This window comes from Campylobacter gracilis (genome assembly GCF_018374135.1).
Classification (GTDB): domain Bacteria; phylum Campylobacterota; class Campylobacteria; order Campylobacterales; family Campylobacteraceae; genus Campylobacter_B; species Campylobacter_B gracilis_A.
Map to the genome: position 1 here is coordinate 141,522 of NZ_JAHAFS010000002.1, position 14,470 is coordinate 155,991.

Below are 14,470 nucleotides of genomic sequence, written 5' to 3' on the forward strand. Positions count from 1 at the left end.
GCCGCGCGCGGGAATTTAGCAGCTCGTCGCTTTGGCTGCAGTGCTTTTTAATAAAGCTCGTCTCTTTGATGCGACGAGGCACGACTGCCGGAGCTTAACTTTTGGATTAAAATTTTATCTTGAAATTTCAGCGCTTCGTTGCGAGCCCGCCTCTAAATTTAAATGCCGGCGCCGTTTTAAACTCGCTGCGGTAAAATTTTATCGCGCGCTGGGCTTTTCGGCGCACTACCTGCACTTGATCTTCGGCATCTGAGATAAAATTTTGGCTTTATTTTCCTTTATAAATTTTCGCATCTTTTTAAAATCCCTATCAGAATCGAAATTTTTCAAATATTTTTATATAAAAACCGAGCTTTAATCAATAAAAGGCTACAATAACGCCAAATTTAATTCCAAGGAAAAGTCATTGTTTGAATCCATGCGCGCGGCACGCTCTCTAAGCCCCCTATTTCTGGGCATTTTCTTTATGTTTATCGGCGACGCGCTAGTCATCGCAAGCGCGGGCATCATGCTAAAAGAATCCGGCCACAGCGAGCTTGAGATCGGACTAATTTCGGCGTTTTTCTTTTTAGGCGCGATCTTTAGCGGTTTTTTCGTGCCTTCGATAATCGGCGCGCTCTCGTACGTGCGGGCATACGCGGTCTTTACGGCACTTTTCGGAATTGCTGCAATGCTGCATGATCTTGGCTCAAACCTCGTATATTGGGCGATTTTGCGCTTTATTTTGGGCTTTTGCTACTACGCGCTTTTGATGATAATCGAAAGCTGGATAAACTCAAAGATCACAAACTCCATCCGCTCCCGCGTGCTCGCGATCTACGAAGCGGTTTTTTACGGCGCGTTTGCGATAGGAGTTATAATTTTGGCGCTAAATTTCGGAACGATGAAAGTTTTCGTGCTAAGCGCATTTTTTATCATCCTAGCGCTGCTACCGGTAAATTTAATCCGCTTCAATCCTCCTAGAGTCCCCGCTCGCATGCGAGTTTCGATGCCGCAAATTTCGATCGTGCCGCCGCTTGCGTTTGCGACGGTGGTTTGCGCGGGCATTTTGATTAACGGCTTTTTTTCGATGGCGAGCGTTTTCGTGCTAAGCGCGGGGTTTGGAGTCGGCTCTGTGGGCGCATTTATGGGATCGGCGATGGCAGGAGGTTTCTTAGCGCAGCTCGTCTGCGGTACTATTTCAGATAAGTTTGGTCGCAAACGCGCCATAATGATAGTTTGCGTCGTGGGTCTTACTTCCTGCGCGGCGCTATTTTTTGCCAAAAGCTTCATCCTAACGTGCGCACTTGCGCTACTGCTGGGCTTTGGCGCCTTTCCTTTATATTCACTTGCCATCGCGCGCGCAAACGACTCCATCACCGGCGAGGGCGCATCTCGCGTACAAATTTCGGCGGCGATGCTCTTTATCTATTCGAGCGCGTCGCTCTGCTCGCCTTTGATAATCGGCGCGATGATGAAATTTTTAGGCGCAAACGGCTTTATCTGGGTATTTTTCGCAGCGATGAGCTTTTTATTTATATTTGCTATTTTCCGTCCCGAGATCGCGCCTAAAAGATAGCTTTAAAATTTTAAATTTTTTCGTAGATCAAAAATTTATAATAAAACGCCGCGATTGCAAACATAAAGCCCATGCCGAATGTGATTTGCGAAAGCGAAAATCCAAGCTCGAAAAAAAATCCGATCGCAGCCGACACGAGCGTCGCGACGATGAAATACGCCATGTCGTTGTAGGCGATAACGCGCCCGAAAAACTCCCTATCGACGTGGCTTTGCAGCTGCGTAAAAGAATACGACCACACCGTCGTGATAAAAAATCCCGCTGCGATCATGCCCGCAAACGAAAGCCAGTAGTTAAACTCCAGCGCCGCCCACAGCGCGATGCCCGCAAACTGCCCCAGCAGTAGCCAAAAAAACGTATGTTTATTTACGATCTTGCTTAGCCATATCTGTCCGAAAAACGCAGCCGCCGAGCGCGACATATTCATAAGCCCGATGACTAGCGAGGCGCTTAAAATTTCTTTGTATTTATACTTCGCAAGAAGCGCGATGAGATTGTCGTAGGTGGTGACGGCGACGAAGGCGTGAAGGACGATGAGATGCACCACCAAAGGATGCGAGCGCAGGTAAGAAAAGCCCTCCTTTAGCATCTTAAACACAGACCCTGGCGCGTTTTTTGCAAGGTCTTTAAAATTTAGCCGCAGCAGGATAAAAAATGAAAAAACGTATAAGCAAAAATCCAAAATAAATGCCGCTCGCACGCCGAGATAGTGGATAAAAATACCCGCGCTCGCCATTCCGAAAGTATATGTGATCGTCCAGATAATGCCCGTCATCTCGTTAGCAAGCTTGAGATAAGGACGGCTTAGAAATTTCGGCAGAGTAGATGATTCGGTTTGAAAAAACAGCGTGCCTGCGACGCTGCGCACGACTACGATCAGAAGCAACAGCCACAAATAATCCAAACTATCGATAAAAATCAGCATGAAAATACTGATCATCTCGGTTATAAACATCGCCGTCATCAGCGGCTTTGGTTGAAATTTATCCACGATGATGCCGTTGATGGGCGCTAAAAAAACGTTCGGCACGAACGAAACGACGCCCACCGCCGTAATCGCCCACACCGGCGCGCCAAGCTCAATAAGCAGCGTAGCGACCCCGACGACCGAAAACCATAAGCCGAACATACATATAAAACCCGCCGAAAAGAGCAGGCGGTAGTTGCGTGAATGGCGAAGCAGCACGATGTATCTGATCATAAAATTTTATCCCGTAAATTTAATATAAAAAATCTAGCGAAATTGTATCACGACGCGCCTTAAAAGCCAAAATAAGCTAAAAATGCTATAATTGCGAAATTTTAATTCAGGAGTGAAAATGGAAGGGTTCGTAACTACGGTAATAGTATTTTGCGTCCTCATCGCGGCAATTCTAAAGATGGGGGTTAAGATCGTCTCTCAATCGGAAATTTTAATTATCGAGCGGCTGGGTCGCTTCCACAAGGTGCTCGACGGCGGCTTTCACATTATCGTGCCGTTTTTTGACGCGGTGCGCGCGAAGATGAGCGTTCGCGAGCAGCTCGTGGACATCAGCAAGCAGCAAGTCATCACCAAAGATAACGTCAACATAAGCGTCGACGGTATCGTGTTTTTGAAGGTCATCGACGGCAAGATGGCGCTTTACAACGTCGAAGACTACCGCCGTGCGATTTCAAATTTAGCGATGACGACGCTACGTAGCGCGATCGGCGAGATGAGCTTAGACAGCACGCTTAGCTCGCGCGATCAGCTAAATTCCAAGCTGCAAATCGCTCTGGGCGACGCCGCGGACAACTGGGGCGTAAAGATCATGCGCGTGGAGATTTCCGAAATTTCGGTACCGCACGGCATCGAAGAGGCGATGAATATGCAGATGAAAGCCGAGCGCGAAAAGCGCGCGATTGAGCTTAAAGCCGAGGCCGAAAAAGCAGCTCTCATCCGAAACGCCGAAGCACTAAAGCAGGAGAAGGTGCTCGAAGCCGAAGCGATCGAGCGTATGGCGGATGCTAAAAAATATGAGCAGATCGCGCTCGCGCAAGGTCAAAAAGACGCGATGGACAGTATAAATTTAGCGATGAGCGCTTCCAGCTTTGCGGCGGAATACCTGCTCGCGCAGGGTCGCGTAAACGCTTTCAGCGAGCTGTCCAAAAACCCGAGCAAAGATAAAATTTTGATCCCTTACGAAACGAGCGAGCTTCTAGGCTCTCTTAGCGTGATTAAAGAATTCCTCGGCAAAAACGGCGCGAAGGAGCTCAAATGAACGCGCTGATTTTTATCATAATCGGCGTGATTTTGGCGATCGTCGAGCTTTTGGTGATGGATTTTACCTTTATATTTTTCAGCGCCGGATTTTTCATCACGGGGCTTTTGAGCTTCGGTTTTCATCTTGATTGGGACGTACAAATTCTGCTTTCGTTCGTGCTATCTTTCGTGCTTCTGATCGCACTTAAAAGGCCGCTAAAATCACGCTTTTTCAAGCCCGAAGAGAAGCATGAGGATAACTTTTTAGACGAAAGCGGCATAGGCACCGTCAAAAACGGTATGGTTTATTTCAAAGGTACGTTTTGGAAAAGCGATGAAATTTCAGAGCTTAACGAAGGCGACCGCGTCGAAATTTTAGGCGTAAAAAACGGCCAGATCGTGGTTAAAAAAGATAGCAGTCGAAATTCTAGCGGTGCAGACGGCGTAAATTTAAATAGCGGCGACGCAAATTTAAGCGGCGCGGATAGCACGAGCGCCGACGATAAAAATTCCAACGCCGCCGCAAGCGATGCAAATTTAAAGGGAGCCAATGGCTAGAATGAGCGCCGATGAGGCGCTAGAGCTGATCGAGCACGCCGATCTAAACGAGCTTGGGCGCGCGGCGTTTGCGCGCAAGCGCGAGCTGCACCCGGATCGCGTCACGACCTTCATCATCGATCGAAACATAAACTACACCAATGCTTGCATGGTAGATTGCAAATTTTGCGCATTTTACCGCCACGCAAGCGAGGCGGACGCCTACGTGCTGAGCTTTGAGCAGATTAGCGAAAAGATCGAGGAGCTCATCGCCGTGGGCGGCACGCAAATTTTATTTCAAGGCGGCGTTCATCCGAAGCTAAAAATCGAATGGTATGAGGATCTGGTGGAGTTCATCCACAAAAATTACCCCAGCATCACGATCCACGGCTTCTCGGCGATCGAAATCGATTATATCGCGCGTCTTAGCGGCATCAGCACGCTTGAAGTACTTCGTAGGCTGCAAGCCAAGGGGCTCTACTCAATGCCGGGGGCCGGAGCCGAAATTTTAAGCGATCGCGTGCGAGAGCTAGTAGCGCCGCGCAAAAGCGACAGCGCCACGTGGCTTAAAGTGCACGAGGAGGCGCACGGTATCGGCATGAAAACGACCGCCACGATGATGTTTGGCACGCTGGAGAGCACGCGTGAGATCGTAGAGCACTGGGATAAAATCCGCGAGCTGCAAGACCGCACGGGCGGCTTTCGAGCGTTTATTTTATGGAGCTTTCAGGGGCAAAACACCCGCCTTTTGCGCGAGCATCCAGAGATCAAAAAACAAAGCTCAAACCGCTACCTGCGCCTACTCGCCGTTTCGCGGCTATTTTTGGATAATTTTAAAAACATCCAAAGCAGCTGGGTCACGCAGGGCAGCTACATCGGGCAGCTGGCGCTGAAATTCGGCGCGAACGATCTGGGAAGCACGATGATGGAGGAAAACGTCGTAAAGGCGGCGGGCGCGAGCTTTCGGATGAGCAAGGACGAGATGATAGCGCTGATCCGCGACGTAGGCGAAATACCCGCCAAGCGTAACACCAACTACGATATTTTGGAGACGTACGCTTAGATGCGGGCTTTTGCGCGTTTGCGGCAGGAATTTATGCGCTTACAGCTAGAATTTAGCGGTAGAATTTTGTCTTAAAACAGATAGCGAATTTTTGCGATCATGGAATTTTGCAACGAAATTTAAAATTTTGATATCGGTACGGGTTTAAATTTACTGGCGCAAGCGGAATTTGCGCGGTAAAATTTCATTTTGCTGCGAAATTTCGCCTTAGAATTTTTCGGACGCGAAATTATACGCCGCAAGATAAATGCGGCGGAGACGGCGCGTGAGAGACATTGCGCTTACAACGCTTGCCGTATTTGAGTGCGAATATATTTCGTCTCATACTGCGAATACGGCGCGCTGTTTCAGGCGCTGAAATTTTACAAAAATGCGGCGCGATTAAATTTCAAATTTTAAAGTAGAACGGGCAAAACTGCCTTGGCACGAAATTTTAAAAGCGAGCCCCGGCGCAAATTTAAAAAGTGGCGCGCTTGGCTGCGTCAAAATTTTAAAACCGCGCCTGAAAGAACGATGAAATTTAAAAATTTTATAAAGGAAAACGATGGAAAAAAAAGAGATTTCACTTAAGACCAAAGGCGGCAAAAGCGCTAAAATCGACTTTTTGTATCAGTTCGACGATTCGCTGCCGGTGGCGAGCTTCAAGCTAATTTTTAAAGCAAGCGGCGCGGTGAGCGAGAAGACCCTGGGCCTTGCGCGCATCTGCGCGGGCATTTTGGGCGAGGGCTCAAAGACGCTAGGAGTGAGCGAATTTCACCGCAAGCTCGATATCCGCGCGGTCGAAATCAGCACCGCGAGCAATTTTGAAACCTTCGGCATCCAGCTAAACTGCCTAAAAGAGCACTTCGATTTCGGCCTAGACATGCTGCGAGAGCTGCTTAAAGAGCCCAATCTAACGCCCTCGGTGCTAGAAAAGCTAAAAATGCAAACCATAGGCGAGATCGCCGTGCTAAAAAGCGAGTTCGATTACATCGCGACATGCAACCTAAAAGCGCTTCTGTATCCGCGCACGAGGCTCGCTCAGCCGCTCATAGGCGACGAGGCGAGCGTAGAGCGGATCACGATGAAGGACGTGCGGGAGTTTTTCGCCTCGCTGAGTTTAGAGAATTTATACGTCGTTTTATGCGGCGACGTGAGCGACAAAAACCCGAAAATCGTAGAAATTTTAAGCCTCTTTTCAAGCAGCAAAAAGCGCGAGCTACCGTTTTTCACGCCGAGCGATGCGAAAAAAATAAAGATCCAAAAGGAGCAGACGCAGCAAGCCTACATCTACTTCGGCGCGCCCTTTACGCTGCCAAAGGAGCAGGAGTTCATCGCAAACACCGCGCTTTTCGTGCTCGGAAGCAGCGGTTTCGGCAGCAGGCTGATGGAGCGCATCCGCGTTAAGCACGGCCTTGCGTACTCGGTCTATGCGCGCGGCGATTTCGAGCTTAGCCGCCGCGAGTTTTGGGGCTATCTGCAGACCAAAAACGAAAATTTGCAAAACGCCGCCGCGCTCGTAAAAGAAGAGATCGCGAAATTTATCGCCTCGGGCGTGAGCGAAGCGGAGCTGAAAAGCGCTAAAAAATTCCTAATCGGAAGCGCAGTGCTGCAAAAAGAGACGATGTTTAAGCGCGCGGCGATCGCACAGAGCGAGTATTACAAGGGCTATGCATTCGGCGAGTTCGAGCGAAATTTAAAGCGCATCGAGACGCTAAAACTCGGGGCGCTCAACGATTTCATCAAGTCGCACGACGAGATCATGAACCTAAGCTTTTCCGTCATTTGCGACGAGGCCGCCGCGAAAAAGGGGCTTAAATTTTAGCCCGTCGCGGCACGTATCTGCGGTCGGGACAAGTGAGTAAATTTTAAATTTATAAAGCGGCGCGGGCAGCGCTAAATTTTACTTTTTCGCTGCGTTTGCGGACGGCTTGTGCGTTTAAATTTAAAACCGCGCCTGCGTCGCGCTAAAACTTGTGAGGCTTTGCAGAAACGGCTAAATTTGCGAGCCTTATAAGGGCGGCTAAATTTAAAGGCGCCGTGCGCGGCTCGGTAAAATTTCAGCGCACAAAATCAAAGCTCGATTTCGCACGCCGTCTGTGTGCCGCGCTGTGAAATTTAAAAGATGATGCACGCGTGCATCTCTTTCGGATCGTACGGTTCGCAAACTGCGCCGTGAAATTTCAAAAGCGATCGCGCTATGTTTAAAATCCGGTGCGCGCCGCAAAGACACGGTCGCTAAACAAAACACGCCCAAGGCGGCAAAATTTACAGGCGCAGCCGGCGAGTAAATTTGTCGCAATGGGCGAAATTTCGGCCAAATTTAAGCAAACGTTCGATGCAGCGCGTAAAATTTCGATCAAATTTAGGCGGGCGATTTCGCTTCAGCGCGTAAAATTTCACAGCGTAAGGGCTTAAACGCCTATCAAATTTAAAGGATGAAAATTGATTTTTGAAGCAAAAGACGCGGCGACGCTGCAAAAGGCGGGCATCACGACGCTTTTGGATCTGGCGCTGCTTCTGCCCAAAAGCTTCGACGATCTGAGCGTGGGGGATGCGCCGTGCGCGGGCGAGAGCACGGCGGAGGTCGAGTGCCTCTTCCAGCACAGGCGCGGCTCGATGCTCATCGTAACGGCGCACTGCCTCAGCTGGGAGCGCGAGATCAAAATCGTGATCTTCAACGCCAAAAGCTGGCACTTCGGCGCTTTTAAGCGCGGCAAAAAATTTTTCATCCACGGCAAATGCGACGAGAGCTTCGGCTCGTGGCAGTTCGTAAACCCAAAAATCGTGAGCGAAGTAGGCAGGATCGCGCCCAAATACAAAGCCGCGCTGAGCGACGCGGTAGCGCAAAACCTGATTAAAAAATATCTAAGCGCGGACGCGCTTTTAGCCTGCGGGCTGCGCGCGGACGAGGCGGCGGTACTGCTCGCGCTACACGAGAGCTCGCCGCGCAGCGTGCGAATGCTAGCCGCGCTAAATAGGCAGCTCAAAGAGGGCGGCGCGGAAAATTTCGGCGAGCGCGACGACGTTTTAAACAGCGACAGAATTCCGAGCAGCAGTGAAATTTTAAATGGCGGAATTTCAAGCAGCGATAAAATTTTAAATGACGACAGAATTTTAGGTAACGGAGAAATTCCAAGCTCGCAAAGCTCGGTAGCCGCCGAAATTTTAAACGGCAGATCAAAAAATGATGAAATTTTGGGCAACAAAATTTCAGTCCATCCGCAAGGCGATAAAATTCTTGCCTGCGAAGCAAGGCGCGGCGCGGCGAATGAAATTTTAAGCGGCGTAATTTCAAAGGGCGCGGAGACTTCACTCCTCCCAAGCCTCCGTGGCGGCGAGATTGCGAGCGATGAAATGTTATACGGCGATCAACCTTGGGTGTGCGGCGCGGAGATTTACAATGACGAAAATTTTGACGTCCAAAGCGACGATAATTTTCTTGCCGCATACGGCGCGAAGGCGCGTGAGGATGAAATTTCGGACGACCTCAAAGCCGATAATGAAGCGGCAGCGAACAGCGATAAAATTTCAAACGACCTAGTATCCATCGCCCAAACAGCGGCACGACCAGCAGACACTCAAGCTGCAGCCGCGCAATCCATGCTAGAGCATGTCGCAACTGAGCAGTCCGTAGCCGAGCAAACCGCGCAACAAAATTTAAGCGCCCAAGACGTAGATACGCAACCCGCAGCGGTTCAAACTTCAGACGTTCGAATTGCAGATTTGCAACCCGTAGCCCCCCAAACTCAAGAAGCAAGTGGAAAACCTACGGCAATCCAAACTTCAAGCCGAGTAGCGAGCGCGCAAGCCGCGACTACCCAAACTTTGAGCGCACAAGCTACAGGCGTGCAGCCTGCGTGCAACCAGACCGAAAAGCTTCAGACGGTAGTAGCCGTGCAGACCGCAACCGCAGAACCTACGATCGCTCAGACCGCAAGCGCCGCCGAGGCCGTCCGAGCCGCAGCCGTCACGCAAATGAGCGGTGCTGCGATTTTACGCACGCTGAAATTTGTCGAAATTCTAAACTACCTGCAAAAGCTAAGCGCGAAAAAAACGAGTTTCCCGGCGCAAATTTACCCGCTACACGACATTTCAGACTGGTTTGCCTCGCTTTCTTTTGAGCCTACGCGCGATCAATTAAGCGCGATAAAGGACATCGCTAGCGATCTGCAAAGCCCTCTAGCGCGCCGCCGCGTCGTCATGGGCGACGTAGGCAGCGGCAAGACGCTCGTGATCCTCGCGAGCGCGGCGATGAACTACCCGCGCATCAGCTATCTGATGGCGCCTACGAGCATCTTGGCCGAGCAGATTTACGCCGAGGCGCGCCGTCTGCTGCCGCCGCAGATCAAAGTCCTGCTCGTAAAAAGCGGCGATCGCGAGCCGAATTTCGCAGGCGCGCACCTTATCATCGGCACTCACGCCCTGCTCTACCACGAGCTCGCGCCGTCAAATCTTATAATGGTCGATGAGCAGCACCGCTTCGGCTCCAACCAGCGCGAAAAGATCGCGCGCCTCACCGAAAACGGCGAGTTTCGCGCGCATTTCATTCAGTTTAGCGCCACGCCGATACCGCGCACGCTGAGTATGATCCAATCCGAGCTCGTGAGCTTTAGCTTTTTAAAACAGCTGCCGTTTGAAAAGCGTATCAAAACCAAAATCCTACAAAACGACGGATTTGCGGGCTTTATGCAGGATCTGCGCCGCGAGCTCGCCGCGGGCAATCAAGCGATCATCGTCTATCCGCTAGTGCAGCAAAGCAAGAGTTCAGTCTATCAAAGCCTTGAGGAAGCGGCGCCGTTTTGGAAGGCTCAGTTTGCAGACGTGATGATTACCCACGGCAGCGACAAGGACAAGGAGGCGATCCTGCGCCGCTTCCGCGACGAGGGGCGACTGCTGATAACTACAACGATCGTCGAAGTGGGCATCTCGCTGCCGCGGCTTAGCATAATCCTAATCGTGGGCGCCGAGCGGATGGGGCTCGCGTCGCTTCATCAGCTTCGTGGGCGCGTCGGGCGCAAAGGCCAGGCGGGGCGCTGCTACCTCTACACCAAGCTCAAATCCCCGCCGCAGCGCCTGCGCAAGTTCGCAGCGACGCTGGATGGATTTAAGGTCGCAAATATCGATCTGAAAAACCGCCAGGGAGGCGATCTGCTGGGCGGCTCGGTGCAGCACGGCGCGATGTTTGCGTGGTATGATTACGAAGAGGACGTGACGGCGGCGGCAAAGCAGCGACTAAAAGAATTAAGGGCGCACTAGATCGAGCGACTACAAAGATCGCGTGCGTGCAGCTTACACAGTTCGGCGAGCACGATTTTTAGGCGAAGCTCCTCTGTGCACGACGGCGCCCGGGCGCGTGATTTGCACGTGCCCATCATCGCTTTGCTTTAAAAATATCGCGCGTCGCGAGCGAACTGTAGCAAGTCGTCGCGAATAGACGCCTCGCTGTCCCCCACTCCGATAGATCTTTACGCGCACAGTATTCGTGCCGCACAGAATTTTATATTATGAATTAAAATCGCTAGGCACCGATTTACAAGCCGTAAATTTAGATGCAGAACTCAAATACTATCGCGCGCAGATACGAGCTATTGCGATCTTTAGTAAAATTTTGCCCTTTAAATTTACGTTTACGCGCAGTTTTTACCGTGTATAAATTTTGGCGCATTATTTAGGAAATATTTCTTAGACATGTTTTGCCGGGCGAATTTAAGCGCAAATTTTGCGCGGATAACTTTACTTGCGTAAAATTTTAGCACAAGCAAAGTCCTCTAAAATTCGCCGTGAAATTTAACTAGGCTTTAGCGCGCGTCTCGTTTTGTTCTAGCGATGCGAATTTCAGCCAAAATCCGCTACTCGCAAAAATCAAAATTTATTTAGCCCGCGTTTGAGCTAAAATTTACAAAATTTTAAAGCTAGCGCAGACCGAATTTCAACGCACCTAAAACCAAATTTTAAACATTAAATCTAAAGTGCATCACGTCGCCGTCTTGCACGACGTAGTCCTTGCCCTCAAGACGCATCTTGCCCGCTTCTTTCGCCCTACTCTCACCGCCGCACGCGATAAAATCATCAAATCCGATCACCTCGGCGCGGATGAAGCCGCGCTCAAAGTCGTTGTGGATCACGCTCGCGGCCTTCGGAGCCTTCCAGCCCTTCGTGATCGTCCACGCGCGCACCTCCATCTCGCCAGCGGTAAAGTAGCTGATGAGGCTGAGCTTCGCAAAGGAGCGCTTGATGATTAACTCCAGCCCGCTTTGCTGCGCGCCCAGGCTTTGCAGCATCTCGTGCGTCTCCTCATCGCTTAGCCCTATGAGCTCCTCTTCGATCTTGGCACAGAGCTTGATCACTTCCGCGCCGCGGGCGTTTGCGTATTCTCTTACGCGCGCGACATATTCGTTATCCTGCGAGATGCCGTCTTCGTCCACATTTGCGCCGTAGATTACATCTTTGGCGCTAAGCAGGCGCAGCTCACGATTTAAAGCGATGTAGCTTTCGTCCTCTTTGAGCGCAAAATTTGAAGCGGGCTTGCCGTCGTTTAGATGCGCTAAAAGCTCGTTTGCCACGGCTAGCGCCTCTTTAGCGCCCTTTTGATTTGCTTTAGCTTCTTTACCGAGGCGCTCGATCTTGCGGCCAAGCTGCTCGATGTCTGCTAAAATAAGCTCGGTTTCGATGATCTCGATGTCGCGGATAGGATCGACGCAGCCTTCGACGTGAGTTATGTCGCCGCTTTCGAAACAACGCACGATATGAAGGATGATCTCGCACTCGCGGATATTTGAAAGAAATTTATTCCCCAGCCCCTCGCCCTTGCTAGCTCCGCGCACGAGGCCCGCGATATCGACGAACTCGATGGTCGAATGCACGATGCGACCGGGCTTAACGATCTGTGCTAGCTTACCGAGCCTGGCATCCGGCACGGGCACGACCGCTTTATTGGGCTCGATCGTGCAAAATGGATAGTTCTGCGCCTGCGCGTTTTGCGCGCCGCTAAGCGCGTTAAATGTAGTGGATTTACCGACGTTCGGAAGCCCTACGATCCCTACTGAAAGCCCCATCTACGCGTCCTTCAGCTCTTTGGCTAGAGCCTGCAAAAAATATAAGTTTGCTCTCACGCCCGCGCCCGTCGCGCCCGCAGCGTAATAGCCCCATGCCTTTTCCAGATACGCAGGACCCGCGATATCAAGGTGCAGCCACTTGTCCTTATACTCGTCTTTGATAAATTTATCTAAAAATAGCCCCGCGGTTATCGCGCCGCCGTATCTGCTGGAAGCGCAGTTGGAGACATCCGCGATACTGCTTTTAATTAGCTCGCGCAGATAATCGTTAAATTCCAAAATGCTAAATAGCTCGCCGCTGCAGCCGCTAAGATCTTTAAATTTACGTTTTAACTCCTCGCTATTTCCCATGATGCCGCTCGTGTATTCGCCAAGCCCCACGACGCAAGCGCCGGTAAGCGTCGCCATATCGATTAGCAGATCGGGGGCAAGATCCTGCGCGTAGCTTAGGCAGTCGGCAAGCACGAGCCGTCCCTCCGCGTCGGTGTTTCGCACCTCGATACTCACACCGCTGCGGCTAAGCAGCACGTCGTCGGGTTTATACGAATCGCCGCCGATCATATTTTCGGTAGCGCCGATAACCGCGTGTATCTCAAACGGCAGCTCAAGCTCGGCAGCGCCCTTGATGATGCCCATCGCAGCAAGCGCGCCGCTTTTGTCGCTTTTCATCGTAAGCATATAATCGCTTGGCTTCAGACTTAGCCCACCGCTGTCGTAAGTAAGCCCTTTGCCGACGAAAACGACGCGCTTTAGGCAGCGCTGCGGCTTATAGATAAGATGGATGAGGCGCGGCGGATGAGCGCTGGAGCGATTGACCGCCAAAAACGCATTCATATTCTGCTCGCGCAAAAAGTCCTCGTCGTAAATTTTAACGCTCACGTCGTCGTAGTTAGACGCCAAAATTTCAGCCTCGCTCGCCATCTTTTCGGGCGTGTAAATTTCAGGGATCTCATTGACGCCGTCGCGCGCAAAATTTGCGGCGTTTGCCATCACGGTACCCTGCTGCACGCCGTAGTTCATCTTTTGCACGTCAGGCTTAGCTCCGCTATACTCCTGCGTCGAGATTAAAATTTCATTCAAGCTGGAGTTTTTCTTCTCGCTTTTGTATTTATTAAACTCATAGCCGCCCAAAAGCACGCCCTCGACCATCGCCATCGTGCTTCTGCGGTCGCAGCCGCATTTGTAAAAGGCGATTTTAAAATTTTTGATCGCATAGCCCTTAAGCGCGTTGTATGCGCTTGCAAGTGCTGTGCGGACGCGGTCATATTCTAGCGCCTTAACGCCGACGTACAGCCGCCCGCTCTCGGCAAGCAGCAGATTGCCCTCGCCTTTATAGTTAAAGAGCGCAAACTTATCCGCATCTTTAATAAATTCGTGATTTAAATTTTTGTCCACGACCAAAATAACTTCAAAATCCGCCTCTATCTCGTTAATTTTACGATCTAGCAGTTTTACTTTCATCTCGTTCCTTTCGTGAGTTCATAAAGTGATTTTCCATACGTTTAAATAATCTAAAAAATAGATATAAAATTCCGCCTATGATAGGTATCGCAAAATACCAGTGTTGCTCGATTAATCGCAGCCCGCTCCAGATCTCCTCGCCAAAATACCACGCTAAAACCATCGTTACACCCGACCAGCACCAAGCGCTAAAAAGATTGATAATCGCAAATTTCTTTGCGCTGTAGCGAGTGATGCCGATACTCATCGGGATGATGACGCGAAAGCCATACATATAGCGCTGCATTAAAATTATCGGCCAGCCGTAGCGTTGCAAAAGTAGATGCGCGATCGCAAATTTTCGGCGCTGCGCCGCGAGCTTTTTACTGATATATTTTTTGTTGTAGCGACCGATATAAAAATAAAACTGATCGCCGCAAAATGCCCCAAGCCCCGCGACAAAGATACCTAGTGGCAAATTTATGTGCCCCTCGTGCGCCATGATACCGCCCAAAATCAGCGCGATTTCGCCTTCTAAAATACACCAAACAAAAAGCACGATATAGGCGTATTGGTGGTATTCTTGCAGTAAATTTTTAAGTAGCTCTTCCAAA

General features: G+C 50.5%; 10 protein-coding genes. 6 read left to right on the top strand and 4 right to left on the bottom strand.

Translation table 11 applies throughout. From position 1 onward, the window contains the following. Positions 1-406: 406 nt before the first annotated feature. Positions 407-1,558, top strand: a complete 1,152-nt coding sequence (locus KH703_RS01750; protein ID WP_304293597.1) for an MFS transporter — start codon at positions 407-409, stop codon at positions 1,556-1,558. A gap of 10 nt (positions 1,559-1,568) precedes the next feature. Here the strand turns inward: KH703_RS01750 and KH703_RS01755 are convergent, their stop codons facing one another. Further along, positions 1,569-2,759 (bottom strand): MFS transporter, encoded by a 1,191-nt coding sequence (locus tag KH703_RS01755; RefSeq protein ID WP_304293600.1) that lies wholly within the window; start codon positions 2,757-2,759, stop codon positions 1,569-1,571. 118 nt (positions 2,760-2,877) lie between these two features. Here KH703_RS01755 and KH703_RS01760 point away from each other — a divergent pair, with 118 nt between their 5' ends. The 5 genes from KH703_RS01760 to recG all read left to right on the top strand — a co-directional run bounded on the left by KH703_RS01760 (position 2,878) and on the right by recG (position 10,617). Continuing rightward, a complete protein-coding gene (locus KH703_RS01760) occupies positions 2,878-3,798 on the top strand; it encodes an SPFH domain-containing protein (protein WP_304293601.1) in 921 nt (306 codons plus the stop codon). Then, positions 3,795-4,337 (top strand): NfeD family protein, encoded by a 543-nt coding sequence (locus KH703_RS01765; RefSeq protein ID WP_304293604.1) that lies wholly within the window; start codon positions 3,795-3,797, stop codon positions 4,335-4,337. The genes KH703_RS01760 and KH703_RS01765 overlap by 4 nt, the downstream gene beginning before the upstream one ends. Beyond that, positions 4,330-5,379: a dehypoxanthine futalosine cyclase gene (locus KH703_RS01770; protein ID WP_304293605.1), complete on the top strand. Its 1,050-nt coding sequence runs from the start codon at positions 4,330-4,332 to the stop codon at positions 5,377-5,379. The genes KH703_RS01765 and KH703_RS01770 overlap by 8 nt, the downstream gene beginning before the upstream one ends. A 544-nt stretch (positions 5,380-5,923) precedes the next feature. After that, positions 5,924-7,183: a pitrilysin family protein gene (locus KH703_RS01775; protein WP_304293606.1), complete on the top strand. Its 1,260-nt coding sequence runs from the start codon at positions 5,924-5,926 to the stop codon at positions 7,181-7,183. A 1,778-nt stretch (positions 7,184-8,961) separates the two neighbouring features. Further along, positions 8,962-10,617 (top strand): ATP-dependent DNA helicase RecG, encoded by a 1,656-nt coding sequence (gene recG / locus KH703_RS01780; RefSeq protein WP_304293647.1) that lies wholly within the window; start codon positions 8,962-8,964, stop codon positions 10,615-10,617. Between the two features lie 695 nt (positions 10,618-11,312). Here the strand turns inward: recG and ychF are convergent. The 3 genes from ychF to KH703_RS01795 are packed head-to-tail and all read right to left on the bottom strand — an operon-like array spanning position 11,313 to position 14,469. Beyond that, a complete protein-coding gene (ychF, locus tag KH703_RS01785) occupies positions 11,313-12,416 on the bottom strand; it encodes a redox-regulated ATPase YchF (protein ID WP_304293608.1) in 1,104 nt (367 codons plus the stop codon). Further along, a complete protein-coding gene (locus KH703_RS01790) occupies positions 12,417-13,877 on the bottom strand; it encodes a leucyl aminopeptidase (protein WP_304293610.1) in 1,461 nt (486 codons plus the stop codon). Beyond that, the gene (locus KH703_RS01795; protein WP_297960895.1) at positions 13,852-14,469 is read right to left on the bottom strand and encodes a DedA family protein; all 618 of its coding nucleotides are present in this window, start codon (positions 14,467-14,469) and stop codon (positions 13,852-13,854) included. Before KH703_RS01795 ends, KH703_RS01790 begins: the two co-directional genes overlap by 26 nt. Between the last annotated feature and the right edge of the window lies 1 nt (position 14,470).

Coding starts and splice junctions, on each gene's coding strand:
- KH703_RS01755 (WP_304293600.1), bottom strand. CDS start 2,759: ATGATCAGATACATCGTGCTGCTTCGCCATTCACGCAACTACCGCCTG.
- recG (WP_304293647.1), top strand. CDS start 8,962: ATGCTAGAGCATGTCGCAACTGAGCAGTCCGTAGCCGAGCAAACCGCG.
- KH703_RS01770 (WP_304293605.1), top strand. CDS start 4,330: ATGGCTAGAATGAGCGCCGATGAGGCGCTAGAGCTGATCGAGCACGCC.
- KH703_RS01790 (WP_304293610.1), bottom strand. CDS start 13,877: ATGAAAGTAAAACTGCTAGATCGTAAAATTAACGAGATAGAGGCGGAT.
- ychF (WP_304293608.1), bottom strand. CDS start 12,416: ATGGGGCTTTCAGTAGGGATCGTAGGGCTTCCGAACGTCGGTAAATCC.
- KH703_RS01760 (WP_304293601.1), top strand. CDS start 2,878: ATGGAAGGGTTCGTAACTACGGTAATAGTATTTTGCGTCCTCATCGCG.
- KH703_RS01765 (WP_304293604.1), top strand. CDS start 3,795: ATGAACGCGCTGATTTTTATCATAATCGGCGTGATTTTGGCGATCGTC.
- KH703_RS01775 (WP_304293606.1), top strand. CDS start 5,924: ATGGAAAAAAAAGAGATTTCACTTAAGACCAAAGGCGGCAAAAGCGCT.